General features: G+C 37.8%; 16 protein-coding genes and 1 pseudogene. 15 read left to right on the top strand and 2 right to left on the bottom strand.

Going from position 1 to position 19,665, the window contains the following annotated elements; all coding sequences use genetic code 11:
• Window positions 1-91: 91 nt before the first annotated feature.
• Window positions 92-664 carry a hypothetical protein gene (locus ACTXGH_RS10235; protein WP_439296395.1) on the top strand — a complete coding sequence of 191 codons (573 nt, stop codon included), beginning with the start codon at window positions 92-94 and terminating at the stop codon, window positions 662-664.
• Window positions 665-998: 334 nt separating this feature from the next.
• Here ACTXGH_RS10235 and ACTXGH_RS10230 read toward each other — a convergent pair.
• Window positions 999-1,495, bottom strand: a pseudogene (locus ACTXGH_RS10230) (transposase); the annotation flags it as partial.
• A 268-nt stretch (window positions 1,496-1,763) separates the two neighbouring features.
• Here ACTXGH_RS10230 and ACTXGH_RS10225 point away from each other — a divergent pair.
• The 3 genes from ACTXGH_RS10225 to ACTXGH_RS10215 all read left to right on the top strand — a co-directional run bounded on the left by ACTXGH_RS10225 (window position 1,764) and on the right by ACTXGH_RS10215 (window position 3,821).
• Entirely contained in the window at window positions 1,764-2,486 is a 723-nt protein-coding gene (locus tag ACTXGH_RS10225; RefSeq protein ID WP_439296394.1) for a hypothetical protein, read from the top strand.
• Window positions 2,487-2,640: 154 nt separating this feature from the next.
• Complete coding sequence (locus ACTXGH_RS10220; RefSeq protein WP_439296393.1) at window positions 2,641-3,249, top strand: hypothetical protein; 609 nt, start codon at window positions 2,641-2,643, stop codon at window positions 3,247-3,249.
• A 14-nt stretch (window positions 3,250-3,263) separates the two neighbouring features.
• Window positions 3,264-3,821, top strand: coding sequence for a hypothetical protein (locus ACTXGH_RS10215; RefSeq protein ID WP_439261197.1), 558 nt, complete (start codon window positions 3,264-3,266; stop codon window positions 3,819-3,821).
• Between the two features lie 133 nt (window positions 3,822-3,954).
• On the opposite strand, the gene rluB is transcribed toward ACTXGH_RS10215, so the two are convergent.
• On the bottom strand, window positions 3,955-4,881 hold the full coding sequence (rluB, locus tag ACTXGH_RS10210; protein WP_439261196.1) for a 23S rRNA pseudouridine(2605) synthase RluB: 927 nt from the start codon (window positions 4,879-4,881) through the stop codon (window positions 3,955-3,957).
• Between the two features lie 607 nt (window positions 4,882-5,488).
• On the opposite strand from rluB, the gene ACTXGH_RS10205 reads away from it, so the two are divergent.
• The 11 genes from ACTXGH_RS10205 (at window position 5,489) to ACTXGH_RS10155 (ending at window position 19,645) form a co-directional block, all read left to right on the top strand.
• Complete coding sequence (locus tag ACTXGH_RS10205) at window positions 5,489-6,553, top strand: polysaccharide biosynthesis/export family protein (protein WP_439261194.1); 1,065 nt, start codon at window positions 5,489-5,491, stop codon at window positions 6,551-6,553.
• Between the two features lie 15 nt (window positions 6,554-6,568).
• Window positions 6,569-7,000, top strand: a complete 432-nt coding sequence (locus tag ACTXGH_RS10200) for a low molecular weight protein-tyrosine-phosphatase (protein ID WP_439296392.1) — start codon at window positions 6,569-6,571, stop codon at window positions 6,998-7,000.
• Between the two features lie 9 nt (window positions 7,001-7,009).
• The gene (locus tag ACTXGH_RS10195) at window positions 7,010-9,223 is read left to right on the top strand and encodes a polysaccharide biosynthesis tyrosine autokinase (protein WP_443561737.1); all 2,214 of its coding nucleotides are present in this window, start codon (window positions 7,010-7,012) and stop codon (window positions 9,221-9,223) included.
• 27 nt (window positions 9,224-9,250) lie between these two features.
• The gene (locus ACTXGH_RS10190; RefSeq protein ID WP_439296390.1) at window positions 9,251-11,212 is read left to right on the top strand and encodes a polysaccharide biosynthesis protein; all 1,962 of its coding nucleotides are present in this window, start codon (window positions 9,251-9,253) and stop codon (window positions 11,210-11,212) included.
• A 73-nt stretch (window positions 11,213-11,285) separates the two neighbouring features.
• On the top strand, window positions 11,286-12,563 hold the full coding sequence (gene tviB / locus ACTXGH_RS10185) for a Vi polysaccharide biosynthesis UDP-N-acetylglucosamine C-6 dehydrogenase TviB (protein ID WP_439296389.1): 1,278 nt from the start codon (window positions 11,286-11,288) through the stop codon (window positions 12,561-12,563).
• A 31-nt stretch (window positions 12,564-12,594) separates the two neighbouring features.
• Complete coding sequence (locus ACTXGH_RS10180) at window positions 12,595-13,623, top strand: NAD-dependent epimerase/dehydratase family protein (RefSeq protein WP_439296388.1); 1,029 nt, start codon at window positions 12,595-12,597, stop codon at window positions 13,621-13,623.
• 12 nt (window positions 13,624-13,635) lie between these two features.
• Window positions 13,636-14,892, top strand: coding sequence for a flippase (locus tag ACTXGH_RS10175; protein WP_439296387.1), 1,257 nt, complete (start codon window positions 13,636-13,638; stop codon window positions 14,890-14,892).
• Window positions 14,882-15,964: a sugar-transfer associated ATP-grasp domain-containing protein gene (locus ACTXGH_RS10170; protein ID WP_439296386.1), complete on the top strand. Its 1,083-nt coding sequence runs from the start codon at window positions 14,882-14,884 to the stop codon at window positions 15,962-15,964. The genes ACTXGH_RS10175 and ACTXGH_RS10170 overlap by 11 nt, the downstream gene beginning before the upstream one ends.
• Window positions 15,965-16,096: 132 nt before the next feature.
• The gene (locus ACTXGH_RS10165) at window positions 16,097-17,131 is read left to right on the top strand and encodes an ATP-grasp domain-containing protein (protein ID WP_439296385.1); all 1,035 of its coding nucleotides are present in this window, start codon (window positions 16,097-16,099) and stop codon (window positions 17,129-17,131) included.
• A gap of 205 nt (window positions 17,132-17,336) precedes the next feature.
• Window positions 17,337-18,452 (top strand): glycosyltransferase, encoded by a 1,116-nt coding sequence (locus tag ACTXGH_RS10160; protein ID WP_439296384.1) that lies wholly within the window; start codon window positions 17,337-17,339, stop codon window positions 18,450-18,452.
• 203 nt (window positions 18,453-18,655) lie between these two features.
• Window positions 18,656-19,645 (top strand): O-antigen ligase family protein, encoded by a 990-nt coding sequence (locus tag ACTXGH_RS10155; RefSeq protein WP_439296383.1) that lies wholly within the window; start codon window positions 18,656-18,658, stop codon window positions 19,643-19,645.
• The last annotated feature ends 20 nt before the right edge of the window (window positions 19,646-19,665 follow it).

Genomic DNA, 19,665 nt, shown 5'->3' with positions numbered 1-19,665 from the left:
GAAGCTTATAATCAACTTCACTATGGCACATTGGTAAAAATGTGCTGAGTGGGGAGTCCATATCATTCGTTATGTGATAGAGGAGGCTCAGGTGGTTGAGTTCACAAGAAAGGAGCTAATAGAAATAGTTCCTGTAGGTATAGCAACTTTGATTGCTCTTTTAGGTTGGGGCGTTACATATTTCCATAAATGGCACTTTGAGAGAAGAGCTAACCGCCTTGAAAGAATTAACAGGCAGCTAAAAGAATTATATGGACCCCTTTACATAACCTTAAAAACTGCGCATGAAGCATGGGAGTCCTTCGTTGAAAAATATTGGCCTAATCATGGAGGTAAGTTCTATTTTTCAGGAGAGCATGAGCCAACTGAAAATGAAAAGGAGCGTTGGCGCACTTGGATGAAAAATGTATTCGAGCCGCTACACAAAAAAATTGAAAACATAACTATGGAGAATTGTGATTTATTTGAAAATGGTGAAATCCCTGAATCCATACTTGCGGCATTAGCTCATGTTAGTGTTTACAAAGCAGTATTAGCTCAATGGGAAGATAATAATTATAGTGAGCACATTTCAATAAACTCCTGGCCCACTGAAGCGTTAATGAGTGAAATAGAACCGAAGTATAAGAACCTAGTAAAAATGCAACAGGAGTTATTAGGGTAATCACATAACAAGAATTTAAAGCGGGACTGCTAACAGTTTGCTCGGTTTCGCTACGCTACACAATTTTAGCAAACTATTATCAGCTCCTTAATTGGGCTACATGGACTCCCCTTTGTCAAGCAATAGCATTTCTGACAACAAGAAGATCTGACAGCAGCTCTACATTCGGCGCTTATTAGCTTTGTTACGCTATCGCCCTGATGATTTGCGCTTGAGCATTGCCTCATTCGTTAAACAGAGTGTTAATTAATAACCTCTTCCCGATTAAACAGGCTTTTTTGCTCTCGGTCTGACCGTATTATCGTCAATTGCTAATGCACAGACTCGGTGGGGTTTACCTTACTACTTTAAAAAACCATTTCACATAGTCAGCCTGATACTCTTTTTCTGAGTGTAACAGCGCCCATATTAGACGGGCATTTTTAGCGGCCAGCGCAACAGTGGCTCGTTTGAACCCTCGTCGTTCAACAAGGTCTTTTACCCACATACTCGTACGGTCGGTTTTGTTTTTACAGTTAGCAATGACAGCTATTGCGCCATGAATAAGTGAAGTGCGGATATGTTTTTCACCGCGTTTGCTAATTCGCCCTAGGTGCGCTTTTCCGCCTGTTGAATATTGTCGTGGAACTAAACCAATCCATGCAGCAAATGATCTACTGGTATTAAAATGCTTAGCGTCATTAACGGTCGCTACAACAGCTTTTTCCCCCGTAATCGATTGATACGTGCGGTTCTGTCTTTTATAGCGCCTTGCCTAATGCGATGTAAACATAAAACGGCTTGTTGCTCTTCACTTTTGATACTGACAAAGCGTGTTTTAGCTTTAAAAACTCAATTAAGTAATTTGACGAAGTCTCAAGAAACTCCCGATATTCTGAAATTAACATCATTCTGAAATTAACATCTAACATAAAAAATGGGTCGCTTAGCATCTAAAGAGTGAAAGTCGAGAGTAGGAATGGTGACATTTTGCCTACTGGCAGGCTAGCAAAAACCTGCTAAGATACGCTATTGATTTAATCTATGCAATACAAGATAAACACAATCTGACTGCAAGGGATGAGGGGCACAGTACGTCATGGTCGTAAGTCTGACAAGAATGCTACAATCATTTGGTCAAGCTCAAGATGACTTGCCAACAATAGCGGCTCAAAATATCCAACAGACGGCAAGCAGCCCTGAGGTAGAAACGACTAAGGCCAGCGACCAAAGTAGTAGTGAGCACTCTATATTGACCCCTCCTGAGCGTGCAGATCGTATCTGTGCGGCGCTGGCACATGTTAATGACATTCAAACGCCAACGCCATTAACTGACCGTTATTTGTCCAATCGTTCCCAGATGCGTCCGGCGAATAGACCTCCTTTTGACCCAGATACGTTATGGTATCTAAAACATGGAAGCTGTCCGATTATGACTGAGCTTGTTGATGTGGTCGATGAAGCCACCCTAAATGCGATGCCGATTGAGGCTGTTGCAATACTAGACCGAATCAACGGTAAGCTTAAGCGCTATCGTGAGTGGAGTAGTGAGCTTAATGAGCAGCAACAACAGCAACATAACGAACGTCAATTTGTCATCGATAAACTGATATCTGAGAGCATTCCAGAGGCATTGCATCACTATGAGCAACTTCAACGTTTTAGTCCGCACCGTACTAAGAACAATATGGTACAAGGAAAAATGACTGCAGGCGATATGTTGACAGATTTGTTTTTGGAGATTGATTACGAGCTTGATGAATTATTGGATGAGTTGCATCAAACGGTTATGGATCGTCTTGCTTCAACACATCGTTATGTGAAAAGCCGCACCCAAAGCTGACGTTACCAACATAAGGCAATTGAGTAGTATTGAACATAGGGGGTTCAATACATAACAAAATAAGGCTTTAGTACAGCCTTATTTTTTTGTTTAATGTTTATTTAAAATAATAAAAGTTTGCCAAACAATTCTGCCAAATGACGAGGACAATCTAATGACCCAAGTAACTGCAATGTTAGTGATGTTTGTTTTATATGGGTTGCTACCAGCAGCAGGGTTATATTTGGGGTATCGTGGCATCAAAAAAGTAACCGCTCCTAAAATGCTAGAATATGAAGCCATGCCGCAACTGGGTTATATCCCCGAAAAAAGCTTGCCAATTGAGGTCAAGACGACACTCGCCCAAATCAATCAAAAAGGCGAAAAGCTACGTACTATTTATGGAGATACCAATAATGATGGCAAAATTGATGACACAGATACGGTAACCGAGACCTATGTCATGATTCAGAATTTGATGGACATACATATCCCAGAGGCGGTAGCTGATTATCGCCGCTTGCATGACTTGGATGATGGTCGCGCTGATAACACCAAAATCAAGCACTCTAATGTCACGGGTAAAGAGGCGCTGCTTGAAGTGCTGAACACCATTAATACACAGTTTGACGATTTAATTAATGCTTCGTATCATCAAGATGGTCAAAAGCTACTCGCAACCAATCGTTATTTGCAGCAACGTTTTGATGGCGCTGTCTCTAATGCTCAGAGCTTACAAATAGACGATGATAACGACGTTAGTATCAACAAAAACCAAAGCTAGAAGAGTAAGAGTATATGAGTGTGCTGATAGGTGTTGGTATTGTGACCACGATTACTACTATTTATTTGGGTAAAAAAGGCTGGCAAGCGTTTCATAAAGCAGTCGGCATTACGCCAGGCGTGCTCAAATATCATGATCGTCATGCACCACTATCATTATCTACGATAAATTGGCAACAGCTAAACTTAAATAAAAAACACTTACAGGTTTTGCCCGATCATCAGTTACGCCAGTTGCAACGTATCGATGAAAAAGTAAATAGCTACTATGAGTACCAAAAAGCGTTATCAGGTCAAAATAAAACATCAGTGGTGACAGAGCAGCAGTTTATAGTAGACAAAATGCTGCATAATCGCTTGCCTGAAATGCTGGCCAGTCGTTACCATCTAGCGAGTGTTCATACAACTGTCAATCAGATAGAGGATCAAAAAAATATCGAAGCCGATGAATTATCACAACAGGTATTGGACAATATTGAACAGCGCTTAGATGGGTTGTTAGTACAAACGCAGACGCAGCACTTACAAGAGCTACAAGTTATGAAAAATTATATCGATAATCACGACAGCTAACTTATGCGTTAATACTATTATTGCAAAAGCTGTATAAAAAAGCTGCCAATGATCATGTCTCATTGGCAGCTTTTTGCTAAGTTGCGCTAAACTTTTAAAGCTTTATAGAGCAAAGACTTAAATAGCATTTTAATCAACGCTTATCACTACGATCTCGAGTATTACGCGTTCCACGACTTGCAGGGCTAGCACTACTCTTAGGTTTTGTGCTGTTACTGCGACTGTCATTGCGATTATCACTACGACGCGCTTTTAGTGGTTTGTTTTTGATGCGTTCTTGCTTTTCTTTGGCCGCGCCATGCAGACCCGTACCATAACGTGGACGTAAACTTACTAGATCCGTTAACGTATTAATGTCTTTTTTATCCAATTCTAAAAAACGTCCAGTACGTAACTCTTTTGGTAATGAGATCGTACCGTAGCGGGTACGTAGTAGACGACTGACCTTGAGACCTTGCGACTCAAACAGACGACGTACTTCACGGTTACGCCCTTCTTTTAGCTTAACGTGATACCATTTATTGACACCCTCACCGCCACCTTCTTTAATGTCTTCAAATTGTGCCATACCGTCTTCTAACATGACCCCAGCGGTAAGAGTGCGCGCAATCTCAGAGGTCACTTCGCCAAGTACACGTACCGCATATTCGCGAGTAATTTCGTTAGATGGATGCATCAAACGGTGTGCCATTTCACCATCATTGGTAAACAGCAACAACCCAGTAGAATTGATATCGAGACGACCAACCATTACCCAACGGTCATGAGTTAGCTTTGGTAAGCGTTCAAAAACCGTTGGACGACCTTCTGGATCTTTAGCGGAGCAGACTTCCCCTTCAGGCTTGTAATAAGCGATCACACGGCGACGCTTCTCGTTTTCGGCCGTGTATTTTATTTGACGACCATCAACGCGAATCTCATCACCTTGCTCAACGCGATCGCCAATCGTTGCTGGTCCATTGTTGACAGTTACTCGTCCTGATTTAATGACTTCTTCCATCTGACGACGTGAGCCAAGTCCCATACGGGCGAGGGCTTTTTGCAGTTTTTCATCTTTCATAATCGTGTCCTTGAGTCGGTTAAGTTACATTTCGCAATGTATCAACATCATTGAGTGAGTTTTAACGTGTATTCTACGCTATTTTAAAACATTTAGCGCATAAATTGCTTTATTCCTCATTTTTTAGGCATTTTTGTATGTCTCAGGTTATCAAGAGACGCTAGATGTTAATAATCATTCATACCTTAAATGTCGCGTTCATATTTTACTGGTGAGATTTTACAGGTTATTTTCTGTTGTTTGAACCGTTAAAAGTGTTATTAACACCGTTCATGCTATTAATAGATATTTCTATTTCTCTTAAGTTATGTCGGTTGTTATTATATGAGTTGTAAGAAAAGAAACCTTTAATGTCGAGAATCCCACATTAAGTGAGTATTCTTCCATTACAAAAGTTTATAGAATATTGCGTTGTATTTAATTTAAGTGTATATTCATCGTTAATTAATTCGCTATTTCGAATACATGTATTTTTTTAATCCGTTTTTACGAATATATGTAACAAATATACTCGTTTTGAAGGATATAAGGTTGAGTAGACATCATGGTCAATAAGCATTTTATCCCTACGCAAAATTCCTCAAAAAAGTTGTTGAACGCATTATGTTTGTCGACTGTTGTATTTCTTACTGGTTGCGCGACCACCATCAACGCAGGTTTGCAATCTGGAGATTTACCACCTAATGGTACTTTTGTAGCAGAGAACGGTATTCGATTTAATGTTCAGCCGTTAAACCTAGCTACCCTACCACCCAAGCAAGTTGCTGTACGCAATGATGATGTGACTCGTTTGATTCAATCTTCTAATCCAATGAATTATCGTATCGCGGATGGGGATATCTTAAGTATCGAGCTTGTTGGTTATCCAGATATCTCATCTTCATCATCCGCTGGAAGCTCTAATCCTTATGCGTCAGGTTTTCCTGTTGATCAACAAGGCTTTATTCAGTTCCCTATGATAGGTCGAATCAAAGCAAGTGGTTTGAGTGTACCGCAATTTACGAACATCTTAAGCGCAAGATTACAAAAGTATCTTAAGTATGCAGACCCACAAGTAAAGGTTATTAACTATCGTGGTAATAAGTTCTTTATTGATGGTGCAGTCAGACAACCTGGTGAATTTAATATTGAAGATGCGCCGGTAACGCTTTATGGAGCGATATCTATGGCGGGCGGAGCAACTGAAACTGGCGACTCAAACAATATTATATTGAATCGCAATGGGAAGAGCTACGAGCTAGGTCTACAGTCACTACGTGAAATGGGTTCATCAGCCAACCAAATATACTTACAAGATGGTGACTCTATCCATGTCAACAGCCAAAGCCGTAATAGGGTGCTTGTTTTGGGAGAGTTTGGACAAATCGAGCCTATCCCAATTCTTGAACAAGGTTTGAGCTTATCTAGTGTATTGGGAGAGTCAAGAGGACTCAACGCTAGTACTGCCGATGCTGCCAAGATATATATCGTTCGTGATAATAAACAAGCGCAATATACTAATATTTATTATGTCGATATGCAGACCATTACAAGTTTTGCTTTGGCCAATCGTTTTGAGATGCAGCCTAACGACATCGTTTATGTCGATCCAACCGGTCTTACTCGCTGGAACCGTGTGATCAGTGCCTTATTACCATCGACTTCTGCGGCAAGCCTAATTTCAGATTTTTAGATAAAAGCGTTGATTATGGCATTTGATAATATTTTAGTCGTTTGCGTAGGCAATATATGCCGTAGTCCGATGGCAGCTGCGATGTTAGCCAAGCGCTATCCGCAAAAGCGTATTGATTCTGCTGGCGTGTCAGCATTGGTCGGTTATCCTGCTGACGCTAAAGCGATTGAAGTAATGGCCACTGACGATACAAATATTGACTCACATATTGCCAAACAGATTAGTGAAGATTTAGTAAGACAGGCAGATTTGATTTTGACGATGTCAATCAGTCAAACCAAGTGGATTGAAGATAGGTGGCCACATTGCCGAGGCAAAACGTTTCGAATTGGCCATTGGATTGGTAAAGATATTGAAGACCCTTATGGGTTACCTACATCGGTGTTTGAGGTTGCTAAGAGCAATATTATTGATAGTCTCGAGCAATGGAATGAAAAAATCATTTAAGTAGCGGATATGAATATGAAAACAGACTCACAGAAATTATCAACATCTGGCAATGATCGAGATAACAAAGAAATCGATCTCTCAAGCCTACTTGGGTCGTTGTTACGTGGTTGGAAAATTTTGCTTTTTTTCACCTTATTGGGGCTGATAGCAGGAATAATATATACCCGCTACGTCAATCCGACGTTCCAATCAGATGCCTTGGTGCAAATTGATGCCAATCCGCAAGGTGTCTCAGCATTGGGTGAAAACATCTCTAACTTGGTGGGTTCTGGCAGCAGTCAGTCTCAAGAGGAAGCCGAATTAATAAAGTCACGGATGGTATTAAAACCAGTCGTTGATTCATTGCATTTACAGATTCGTCTAAAAAATCCTGAGATTAACGCGATAGACAGAATAGTAGAAGATCGAATTGACACGCCTGTCCACTCTGAAGAAGGAGTATCACTACAGACTGAAACTGGCGAAGTAAGAGTTAGTCAGTTTGATGTATCAGAAGAATACCTAGATCAAAGTTTCACTCTGAGCCGATCAGATACTGGTTTTGTGTTAAGTAGAGGCGCTGATACTTTTAAAGGCCAATTTAATCAACCTCATCAATTCAAAGGAACAAGAGGCTCAATTGACATTACGGTAGAAGATCTACCGACTAATGGTCAGTCTATTGATATTACTAAGCAGTCGCTAAAAATTACAACTGATGCCATAAACGGTAATTTGACAGTCGAAGAAACAGGCAATATGACTGGTCTTATTCAGTTGTCTATGACTGGTCCAGACCAGCAACAAACGACCTTGATTTTAAATGAAATCGTGATGTCTTATGTTAATCAAAACAAGGCTCGTAGCTCTGAAGAAACTACTAAAACGCTTGATTTTATGGAAACACAAATCCCTGTCCTAAAGCAAAAGCTTGAAGAGTCTGAGGCAGCGTTTAACGAGTTTCGTAAAAGATACGGCACTATCGATGTCGCTCAAGAAGCCCAGCTATTGTTAGCTGAGGAATCTCGAATCGATGGTCAGTTGAGTGATCTAAAGCTGCAACAAGCCGAACTATCTACTTATTACACTGATGAGCATCCATTGGTTGTCCAGATTAATGACCAATTAAGAGTATTAAATAATAGAAAGCAAGAGATCAACAATACTGTTGCAGGCTTGCCTGAGATTCAAAGAGAGTTTTTGAAGTTATCAGAAGATGTCGATATTAACAGAGAGATTTATCTCACTATGCTCACAAACTATGAGCAACTAAAAATCGTCAAAGCAGGTCAAATTGGTTATGCACGTATTGTTGACCTACCTGTTAGCACTTATAACCCTATCGCACCAAAAGATAAGTTGGTAATTTTATTAACTACCGTGTTAGGCGCGTTAATAGGTGCCTTGATAGTGCTACTAAGAAGTGCAATGCGTAATGTGGTTCGGGATCCTGAAACGGTTGAGTCTAATACTGGTGTTCCAGTGATAGCAACCGTTCCGCGCTCAAAAGCACTAAAACGTCTGGGTAAGAATAAACGCGTAACCAATAAATTGTTGTCTTACTCTGATCACAATAGTGCAACTTATGAAGCCATAAAAAGTTTAAGAACCTATTTAATGTTTGGTATGCCAAGCGTTGCCAAGACCAATCAGCGCAGCCGTATCATTGTTGTCACAGGCGAGAGTCCAAACGTTGGTAAGTCTTTTATCGTCGCAAATTTGGCAGAAGTCTTTGCTCAATTGGATAAAAAGGTTTTGGTCATAGATGCAGACATGCGTCTTGGTAGTCTTCATAACGTGTTCAATATGGAACAAGATATGGGTCTTACGGACTACTTCAAAGAAGAGCAAAGTACAGCGGTGAGTATCACTCATCCTACCAATATAGACAATCTTGATTTTATTTCACGTGGTCACAATGCCCGTAATCCATCGTCTATGTTAGCCAGTGAAAAGTTTAGTGGTTTGATGAACGAGCTGGCGGCTCATTACGATTACATCATTATTGACACGCCGCCTGTGCTTGCAGCCACGGATGCCGTCCTACTTTCTAAATACGCTGATCAAGTGGTTATGGTCACACGTCATAACGATTCATCAGAAGGTCAGTTGAACTATGCTGTCAAGCAGATGAATAAAGCAAATATTGAGGTGGACGGCATCATCATCAATGACCTGCAGCAAGGTATCTTGAGTAAGAATAGTTATCATTACACTTACACTTACGGCAATGCCCAATAATTGCGCTAACACAACCAGTTGAGTCTTATGTCTATGAAGCCAGAGCTTAATAAAACGTATTCTGCAAACAACAACACTGGTAATCGGTTATACAATACTGCCCAGCGATTGTTAGAGATGCCACGTGTCGCAAAGCGTGGGGTCTTTCTGACCACAGATATTGTGATGTCAATGGTCTGTCTATTTTTTGCCTTAGCTTTACGGTATGGCGACGTTGCTAACCATTTGAGTCCTTTGGCACTGTTTTTATATGCCTTACCTCCTGTTATTGGGCTTTACTTCATAGGCTTTTATAGGGGCGTTGCTCGTATCTTCTCTGATAGAGTCATGCGTAACGTATTACAGCTATTTATAGTACTGATCATTGCGTATGAAGTGATGAATTTTTTCGATATCTTGACTGATATACCGCGCTCAGTACCTATCTTGTATCTATTCTTATTCTTTGTTTGGTTGTGGGGCAGTCGCTTAAGTATACGTGAGTTTTTAGAGCGTAGTAATGGTGGTCAGCATAACCGTCTTAGTGATAAAGAAATTCAAGAGAACGTCATTATATATGGAGCAGGTGCAGCAGGTAGAGAACTGTTCGATGCGTTAGAGCGCTCAAACAAATACCGTACAGTTGCTTTTGTCGATGACAACCAACAGCTGGCTGGTGGTTACTTATTAGGCAAGAGAATACATGACGCTGCTGAAACCGTAGAGTTGGTAGATAAACTAGAGGTCTCACAAGTATTTTTGGCCATGCCATCTATCAGCCGCGCTCGCCGCAGACAGATCATCGAAGAGTTTGCAGAAGTATCGGTCAAGATTAAACAGCTGCCAAGCTTACATGAGATTGCTGCTGGACAAGTGACCGTAAGCACCATGCGTCCTGTTGATATCTTGGATGTACTAGACAGACAAACCGTTGAGCCTGACGCTGTTTTATTAAGCAAAAATATATCAGGTAAAAATATATTGGTTACTGGTGCTGGAGGCTCTATTGGCAGCGAGCTATGCCGGCAAATAATTAAAAACAAGCCTCAGTGTCTCATTCTTTATGAATTGTCTGAATATGCTTTATATAGTATTCATCAAGAGCTTAAAAACCAGCAAATGCTCAACTCTGATTATAGTGATATTCAAATCATTGCCATGATTGGCAATGTGACCAATGAAGACAAACTTATTAGAGTCTTTAAAAAGTACAAGATTCATACGGTATATCACGCTGCTGCATATAAGCACGTACCTATTGTTGAGCACAATCCTTTTGAAGGTGTCATCAATAATTCTAAAGGGACTTATCACTGCGCTTATGCAGCATTGCAAGCCAAAGTTGAGACTTTTGTGCTTATCTCTACTGATAAAGCTGTAAGACCTACTAATATTATGGGAGCGTCTAAACGCCTGGCTGAGCTTGTGTGCCAAGGGTTGAGTCAAGTTAATAGTAAAACCTGCTTTAGTATGGTGCGTTTTGGAAATGTACTTGGTTCTTCAGGGTCGGTAATTCCATTATTTACCAAACAAATTGAGCAGGGCGGTCCGATTACAGTGACTCACCCAGATGTAACTCGTTACTTTATGACCATTCCTGAAGCGGCAAGTTTGGTGATTCAAGCGGGCGCGATGGCGACAGGTGGTGAAGTATTCGTATTAGATATGGGAGAGCCTGTCAAAATCGTAGATCTTGCTAAACGTATGATTTATCTAACAGGTTGTAAGCTTAAAGATAAAAATAACCCAGATGGAGATATGGAAATTGTTGTCAGCGGACTCAGACCTGGAGAAAAACTCTACGAAGAGCTTATCATCGGTGATGACAATGTAGAGCCTACGCAGCATCCCTTGATTAGACAGGCGATGGAGCAAAGCTTCCCGCTAATGGATATCGAAAATATGCTGTCTCAATTAACCCGTAGATCGCAGCCACATGATGTGGAATGGCTAAAAGAAGAGTTCAAATATTTTGTAGAAGGCTATCATGAAGGTTCAGCGCCTTCGTAAACCTTCTCAAATAAAACAACCATTACGCTAAATGATCAAAACTATTTTATAAACTTATCTAGTAAGGAACGTTATGAGAAACATAGAAGATATAAAGATAGCAGTTATTGGCCTAGGTTATGTGGGTCTACCGCTGGCAGTTGAATTTGGCAAAAAAGTCCCTGTTATAGGCTTTGATATCAACGCAAATCGTATTGCTGACTTGCAATCAGGTACAGATCATACCTTAGAGGTGAGTGACGAAGAGTTATCTCAAGCCACGCATCTGAGTTATACCTCAGATATTCAAGCACTCAAAGACTGCAACTTTTTTATCGTCACGGTACCGACACCGATCGATGATTTTAAGCAGCCTGATTTGACACCTTTAATTAAAGCCTCAACAGCAATAGGTGGCATTATCAAAAAAGACGATATCGTTGTCTATGAGTCTACCGTTTATCCAGGGGCAACAGAAGAAGTATGTATCCCTGTACTTGAAGAGGTGTCTGGATTGGTATTTAACCAAGACTTCTATGCAGGTTATAGTCCTGAACGTATTAACCCAGGTGACAAAGAGCATAGAGTAGTCAATATTCTAAAAGTCACTGCAGGCTCTACGCCTGAAATAGCAGACTTCGTCGACGATGTATATAACCTAATTATCATTGCTGGTACGCATAAAGCTGCGAGCATCAAGGTTGCAGAAGCAGCAAAGGTTATCGAAAATACTCAAAGAGACGTGAATATTGCTCTGATTAACGAATTAGCCGTTATCTTTAACAAGATGGATATCGATACCGAAGCAGTACTTACCGCAGCAGGTACTAAATGGAACTTTTTACCGTTCCGTCCAGGTCTAGTTGGTGGGCATTGTATCGGTGTCGATCCTTACTATTTGACGCATAAAGCACAGGCTATCGGTTATAACCCTGAGATCATTTTGGCCGGTCGTCGTCTTAACGATGGTATGGGAGAGTATGTTACGACTCAGCTCATCAAAAATATGATCAAAAAGCGTATTCAAGTAGAAGGGGCAAAGGTGCTCATACTTGGACTAAGTTTTAAAGAAAACTGTCCTGACGTACGTAATACCAAAGTTATCGATATTGTCCATGAGTTAAAAGAATATAACATCGAAGTCGACATTTATGATCCTTGGGTAGATAAGGAAGAAGCTCAGCGTGAATATGGCATCACACCAATCAGCGAGCCTCAAGCAGAAAATTATGACGGCATTATTCTAGCAGTTGCTCACTCAGAGTTTACTGAAATGGGTGTTAGCAGTATCAGAAAGTTAGGTAAAGAAAAACATGTACTTTATGATTTAAAATACGTATTTGCAAAAGATGAAACTGATATTCGCCTGTAAATACAAGATATATAGATAATAAGGAAGTACCATGACGCAATATGAACAAACAACACAAACACTGGCCAATAATCCAAAGCAATGGCTAATTACTGGCGTGGCAGGTTTTATCGGCTCAAACTTACTTGAGACCTTATTAAAGCTGAACCAAACTGTAATAGGTTTGGATAATTTTGCGACAGGCCATCAAAAAAACTTAGATGAAGTACAGTCATTAGTATCTGCAGAGCAATGGCAACGTTTTCGCTTTATTGAAGGCGATATCAGAAAAGTAGATGACTGTCATAAGGCTTGTGAAGGTGTGGACTACGTATTGCATCAAGCTGCGCTAGGCTCTGTTCCTCGCTCTTTGGCAGACCCTATTGCCACTAATGAGACTAACATCTCAGGGTTTTTGAATATGTTAGTAGCGGCACGTGATGCAGAAGTTTCGAGCTTTACTTACGCAGCAAGCAGCTCAACCTATGGCGATCATCCTGCATTACCTAAAGTAGAAGACGCTATCGGTAAGCCATTGTCTCCATACGCTGTGACCAAGTATGTCAATGAGTTGTATGCAGAAGTATTTGCACGCAGTTATGGATTTAACTCTGTCGGTTTGCGCTATTTTAATGTATTTGGCAGACGCCAAGATCCAGACGGTGCTTACGCTGCGGTGATCCCAAAGTGGACAGCTGCTATGATCGCTAATGATGACGTCTATATTAATGGCGATGGCGAGACTAGTCGTGATTTTTGTTATATCGACAATACCGTGCAAGCGAACATATTAGCAGCAACATCTACCAATCCCGAAGCCAAGGATCAAGTCTACAACGTAGCAGTAGGTGATAGAACGACGTTAAATGATTTGTTTAACTCGATTAAGTCAGCATTAGCAGAAAATGATGTGAAGTATGATAAAGAGCCTGTATATCGAGACTTTAGGGAGGGTGATGTAAGACATTCTCAAGCAGATGTGACTAAAGCAAAAAACTTATTAGGGTATAAGCCTCAGTTTGATATTAGTCAAGGTATCGATAAAGCAATGCCTTGGTACGTTAAGTCGTTAGCAAATTAATAGTTGAGTTTTATGATTAGTAAAGTTCGCACCATGCTACGTAATAAAGATACTAGCCAATTGCTAAAAAACTTTTTTTCACTAGCAGTTTTAAAGCTTGTTAATGCTGTATTACCTTTCGTTACTTTGCCTTATTTGATTAAGGTGCTAGGGATACAGCAATATGGGGCGATCGTATTAGCACTGTCATTGATGGCTTATTTTCAAGCAGTAACAGACTATGGTTTTAATCTGTCAGCGACACGAGAAATTGCAAGGCATCGAGCCAATAAGAGACAACTAAGTTTTATTTACAGTAAAACAATCATTACTAAAATGTACTTACTGTTATTCTCTTTAGCTGTATTAGTACCGATAATTTTGCTTGTACCACAGTTTAGAGAGGATTTACTCGTATATCTATTAATGTGTTTGATGCTTATAGGCCAAACCTTATTCCCTGAGTGGTTTTTTCGGGGTGTTGAAAGAATGGGTTATATAACGGTTTTAAATCTTATAGTTAAGCTTTCATTTACTATAGGCGTTTTTATATTGATAAAAGCTCCACAAGACTATTGGATATACCCATTTTTATTAGGGATAAGCTATATTATAGTGTCATTTATTTCACATTATATAATAATAAGTAAATTCAATTTAAAGCTGATTTTTGTGGGTATTAAAAGAGTTAAAAAAACATTAAAGATTGGTTTTCCATTATTTATAAACCAATTCGTTCCAAATCTTTTTAATAATACAACCAATTTTCTTGTTGGAATGATACTGGGTAAGGCATCTGCAGGTTATTTTGGTGCTACAAGACAAGTTGTACAGTTATTGACTGTCTTTAATTCTGTGGTATCAGGTGTGGCTTTTCCATACTTAATTAGGTATAAAGAAAAGTTTGATATTTTTAGCAAGTATTATTTAATTTTGATAGCAGCTATTTCAGTTTTCTTATTAGTAGTACATCAGTATATTTTTGATATTATTGGTATAAAGTATAGTTTTGACTCAGAAGTCTTTTATATTCTTATTGCTGGATTTTTAGCTATTGTTTTCTACAGTGTTTACTCTACTAACTATCTAATCTCAAGAGGTTACGATAAGATAGTAATGAGAATTACAATAATAGCATCAACCATAGGATTTATATTATCCTTCCCGCTTATTTATAAGTTTGGACTATTAGGGGGAGCTACTAATATATTTATAGGTCAATTAATTTTAGGGTCTGGATCCTACTACTATTTCAAAAAAATAAACGAGGGCGTAAAGCATGCAAGCTAAAAAAATTGTAAAAAATAAAGTTGTTGGGAGCTGGAAATTTTTGTCAGCGTATTCTGCATTCCATAAGCTTCATAAGTCAATATATAACTCTCCCGGCTTCCAAAAAGTAAGTCTAACAAAAGATGAAAAGACAGAATACCGTAATTATTGGAAAGCTGTATCCCCAGTTATTAGCTTCAAGACAGTAGAGATATCAAAATCGTTATCGGGCTCTTTTAATAAGCGTATTATTCCTGAGGAGTTTTATAGCTTATATATTGAAAGATTCTTAAACAATGAAAGAAATGTTGAGTTTCTAGCGCACAAAAGCGTATATAACAAATGGTTTGGTAGAGGTATTTTCCCAAAAGACTTCTTTCATAAGTTAGATGGTAGTTATTATACGTATGAATTTGAAGCTATAGACGATATTGAAGCATTTATTGATAAAGAAGTTGACAGTAATGACTTTCCCATTGTGATTAAACCCAATAAAGACAGTTATGGTGGTAAGGATGTTTACTTTGTTAATAGCAAAGAAGATATCAAAGAAATTATAAAACAACATCCGAACTTAGTAGTCCAAGAAAAGATAGAACAGTCTGAACTAATAAATGCTTTTAATAAGGATAGTATAAATACTGTTCGTGTAAGCTTATATAAAGATAAAGATAAAGATAATGTAGTACATATGCTCAATTCCGGTATACGTATAGGAAAAGATGGAAGCTTGGATAACGTATCTGATGGTGGAATAGTCTGTAGTATAAAACTCAATGGAATGCTGAATGAGTATGCAACCGATATAGATGAAAAAAAATATTTAAGTCATCCCAATTCAGGTTTTGTGTTTGAAGGAAAGAGCTTACCACTATATGAAGATTTGGTTGAAGCCAGTAAAAGCATTGCCAGATCTGTTATAGGTGCTCGTATAATCAGTCTGGATATGGCTCTAGACTCTACTGATAGATGGCGATGCATAGAGATAAATCTGTTTGGTCAAACTATAAGAATTCCACAAAACGCAGGGGAATCATTCTTAGGTGAATATACTGATGAAATCATCAATGATCTAATTAAGTCTAGAAGATGATCTATTTTTATCAATGCTTCATCTAATAATGACAATAAATTTACAATCAGTAGCTAAAGAACGTAATTTTATAGTTAAGGTCATATTATTTTTAGATAAAAATAAAAATGTTAATTATAGGGGCTTAGGATTATGAAGGTATATATCGCCACACTACCTAATGGATTTTTTGGTAGTACTGGTCAAAGCTGGCAGAGTCTAGATATCAATAAAGTGTCAAGTCTTTTAAATTTTGATAGTGAAATTATAACTATCAATGATTTGATGCATATTGACTTTGATGAAACGGATATAGTTTTTTACACTTCTAGTGATGAGGAAAATATTAGACTGTATCTAAGAGATGTCATGTATTTCATTAATAAAAAATGTAGAATCATACCAAGTTACGATATACTTATGAGTCACGAAAATAAAGGATTTCAGGAGTTGTATAGAACTGAATTAGGTTTTGGTAATCTAAAAGGGAACTACTTCTTTGATATCGATGACTGTAACTTGCCACTACCAAAGGTATTAAAAACAGTAAGTGGGTCAGGTAGTAGTGGTGTATTTTTAGTAAAGAATGAAAAAGATCTGTTAGATATTAAGAAAAAACATTTCAATGTATCGAATAAGAGAAAAGTAATAAAATTTCAACGAAAAATTAAATTACAAGCTGAAGAGTTTTCAATATACAACTACAGGCATAAAGGGTTTAATAGATTTGTTGAGCAAGACTTTATACCTAACTTAACGAATGATTTTAAGATTTTAGTATTTGGGGACAGATACTATAGTTTAAAAAGAAATATTAAAGAAGGTGACTTTAGAGCGAGTGGTAGTGGACTGTTTGAGCATGTAAAGCCTCCGAAAGAGACTTTAGACTATGCGAAGAGTATATTTGATGAAATGAACAATCCTTATGCTTCGTTAGACATTGCTCAATCACCTGATGGTTGTCATTTAATAGAGTTTCAAGGTACTAATTTTTCGCCGGGTACTTTACTGAAAGCGCCAAGTAGATATGTTTGTACAAATGGAGAGTGGGTTAAAGAGAAGAATAATCAAGATCTTGAGGAAAATTTTGCATATGCCCTAAATTTTTTTATGAAAAGTAATGAATCGATATCCTTACAAAATATTTTAAATATGAAATTTAAAAATGAAAGTTTAAAAGTTTTATAAGAACCTAGGAAGTAGATACAGCTAATATACCTCGAACATTATTTTCATATAAAAATAGTTAAATTTTTTACAGTATTAACCGTTTTTTCAGGAATACTGGAATGTATACGAGGTTTATCTTATTCTTAGACCTATGCTGATAAAGAAAAATTATTAAGCAAAGAGAATTTTCCTTGTAACTTTTTACACTATGTGGAACGTAAAAATGACTAAAAAAATAACACACGTAATTATTGGCTTAAATGTAGGCGGTGCTGAGTTGATGCTTAAGCGATTAATACTGCACAGTCAAAAAACAGGTCAGTTTCAACATAGTGTTATTTCTTTGACAGACATTGGTATTATTGGTTCAGATTTACAGAGTCAAGGAATAAAGGTGTATAGTCTTGGCATGAAGTCTACAGCATCGGTACCTAAGATTTTCTTGCGACTTAAGAGACTACTTAAAGAACTTAAACCTGATGTAGTACAGACCTGGATGTATCATGCTGACTTTTTAGGTGGTCTAGCTGCAAAGAGTGTAGGTATTGATAATATTATTTGGGGTATCCGTACTACAGATGTATCTCAAGGTGCTTCCAAGCAAACAGTTTATCTTAGTAAGTTATGTGCAAAACTGTCTCACTACGTCCCTGATTCTATCGTTTGTGCGGCTCATGTATCAAAAGACTATCATATAGGTATTGGTTACGATAAGTCTAAGATGGTTGTTATTCCTAACGGTTTTGATGTGGAGGCATTTTCTTCTACAGAAGAAGATGGACTTAATGTTCGTAAGCAATTTGACTTGTCCTCTGATGATATCGTCATTGGATCAGTAGGTAGGTTTAATCCAGTCAAAAATCAAAAGCTTTTTGTAGAGGTTGCTTCCACATTAATAAAAGACTTTCCAGATTTGAAGTTTATGTTAGTAGGTAGAGATAATGATGCGAAGAATAAAGAGCTAGTTTCTTGGATTAAACAACATGACCTTTTAAATAGTTTCAGACTGCTGGGTCAGAGGGATGATGTACCTAAATGTCTAAAAGCTATGGATATTTTTTGTTTACATTCCAAAACTGAAGGATTTCCAAATGTAGTAGGAGAAGCTATATTATCAAACACTACATGTGTGGTAACTAGTGTAGGAGATGTCAAAGTACTTCTAGATGAGGAGTCTATTGCCCTAAGTAATGATGCAATTGGAGTTAGTGACACTATAAAAAAATACCTTACCTATCCGAAAGATAAATTACTTAAAAAAGCTCATGAAAACAAATATAATATTATTGATAAATATTCTATGGAAGTAATTATAGACAAGTTCCACAGTTTATATTAGAAAAGTCAATACACAATACTGTAGTGAATAATATGAATATAAAAATTCCTAGTTTTATTAGTTTAAACTCATTTGTATTGACTTCAATACTTATAATTTTTGTTATAAGTTTTTCGAACTTTGCTTATTTGAGAGCGCCTTTAGTAGTTGTACACTTTACTTTGTTTTATATTCTTGTGGTATATAAGCACCAAATAGTAATAATGAATAAAAGTCTAATTGCTATTCTCTTTCTTGTGCTATTTATTGTAATTCAGAGCATTATTTTCCAAGGTAGTGTGTTGATTATTTTTCAATCTATAGCTATGGTGTTATTTTTATTCTTTGCATCTCAAATAGCGTTGACTGAAGGGATGAATTTTTATAATAAAGAGCAGTATAAAACATTATCTAAGACGCTACTTATTTTACTACCGCTTTTTCTTATAAGTTTTACAAATTGGTCTGACTTCCGAAAGCCTGGTTTGTTCATGAATCCAAATATTACCAGTCACCTATCTGTAATGTTACTACCCTTTTTACTTTTGGGTTTAGATAAAAAAAGATATAAGTTTCTAGGTATTGGGACAGTCTTACTAATCCTAGGTATTACTGCTTCTAGAAGTGCAACTTTGGCATTTGTATTAAGCTTATTGTCTTATGCTTTTGTTGCAAAATTTCCTAGAAGTAATTTTTTCTCCTTATTTGTAGTAATAGCAATTGTGCTAGGTTTATCTATTTATTCTGTTGAGATCGCAGATTGGGTATCTGGTAACTTTACTAATGTAGCGAGTTCATCTGATTCAAGGTTATTAGATACAGGTTACAATGGGCGTGATGTACTCATGCAGCTAGCACTCGAAAGATTTAAGAGCCAACCTATTATAGGTTTAGGTTTTGATGGTGTTAAATTTGAAATTGATGGACATGAGCTTGGAACACACAATGGTTTAGTAGAGACGCTAATCAAGTTTGGTATTGTTGGAACATCTATTTTTACAGTATTTTGTTTATCTCTAATTTGGATGACTTCTAAGCATACGGCTCGATTTAAGGCCGCTACAACAATGTCACTTGCAGCGATATTTTCTTTATCTACTAATAGTTCAACTTTTCTTCTACTCAATTATTTGTTCATTTATACCGTTCTCTTAGTTTATCTTGGTTATAGAGTAAGGAATGCAAACGTTCAAAAACTTTCTGTCGAACATTAATTCATTTTAATAGAGTAATT

The sequence above is a fragment of the Psychrobacter sp. 1Y10 genome (genome assembly GCF_052259005.1).
Taxonomy (GTDB): Bacteria; Pseudomonadota; Gammaproteobacteria; order Pseudomonadales; family Moraxellaceae; genus Psychrobacter; species Psychrobacter saeujeotis.
The sequence above is the reverse complement of the archived record's forward strand: the minus strand, read 5'-3'. Positions and strand labels throughout refer to the sequence as shown.

What these genes read in the sequence shown, in the direction of transcription:
- ACTXGH_RS10215 (WP_439261197.1), top strand. Translation starts at nt 3,264, where the DNA reads ATGAGTGTGCTGATAGGTGTTGGTATTGTGACCACGATTACTACTATT.
- ACTXGH_RS10190 (WP_439296390.1), top strand. Translation starts at nt 9,251, where the DNA reads ATGTCTATGAAGCCAGAGCTTAATAAAACGTATTCTGCAAACAACAAC.
- ACTXGH_RS10225 (WP_439296394.1), top strand. Translation starts at nt 1,764, where the DNA reads ATGCTACAATCATTTGGTCAAGCTCAAGATGACTTGCCAACAATAGCG.
- ACTXGH_RS10160 (WP_439296384.1), top strand. Translation starts at nt 17,337, where the DNA reads ATGACTAAAAAAATAACACACGTAATTATTGGCTTAAATGTAGGCGGT.
- ACTXGH_RS10180 (WP_439296388.1), top strand. Translation starts at nt 12,595, where the DNA reads ATGACGCAATATGAACAAACAACACAAACACTGGCCAATAATCCAAAG.
- ACTXGH_RS10220 (WP_439296393.1), top strand. Translation starts at nt 2,641, where the DNA reads ATGACCCAAGTAACTGCAATGTTAGTGATGTTTGTTTTATATGGGTTG.
- ACTXGH_RS10165 (WP_439296385.1), top strand. Translation starts at nt 16,097, where the DNA reads ATGAAGGTATATATCGCCACACTACCTAATGGATTTTTTGGTAGTACT.
- ACTXGH_RS10195 (WP_443561737.1), top strand. Translation starts at nt 7,010, where the DNA reads ATGAATATGAAAACAGACTCACAGAAATTATCAACATCTGGCAATGAT.
- ACTXGH_RS10175 (WP_439296387.1), top strand. Translation starts at nt 13,636, where the DNA reads ATGATTAGTAAAGTTCGCACCATGCTACGTAATAAAGATACTAGCCAA.
- ACTXGH_RS10155 (WP_439296383.1), top strand. Translation starts at nt 18,656, where the DNA reads ATGAATAAAAGTCTAATTGCTATTCTCTTTCTTGTGCTATTTATTGTA.
- rluB (WP_439261196.1), bottom strand. Translation starts at nt 4,881, where the DNA reads ATGAAAGATGAAAAACTGCAAAAAGCCCTCGCCCGTATGGGACTTGGC.
- tviB (WP_439296389.1), top strand. Translation starts at nt 11,286, where the DNA reads ATGAGAAACATAGAAGATATAAAGATAGCAGTTATTGGCCTAGGTTAT.
- ACTXGH_RS10170 (WP_439296386.1), top strand. Translation starts at nt 14,882, where the DNA reads ATGCAAGCTAAAAAAATTGTAAAAAATAAAGTTGTTGGGAGCTGGAAA.
- ACTXGH_RS10200 (WP_439296392.1), top strand. Translation starts at nt 6,569, where the DNA reads ATGGCATTTGATAATATTTTAGTCGTTTGCGTAGGCAATATATGCCGT.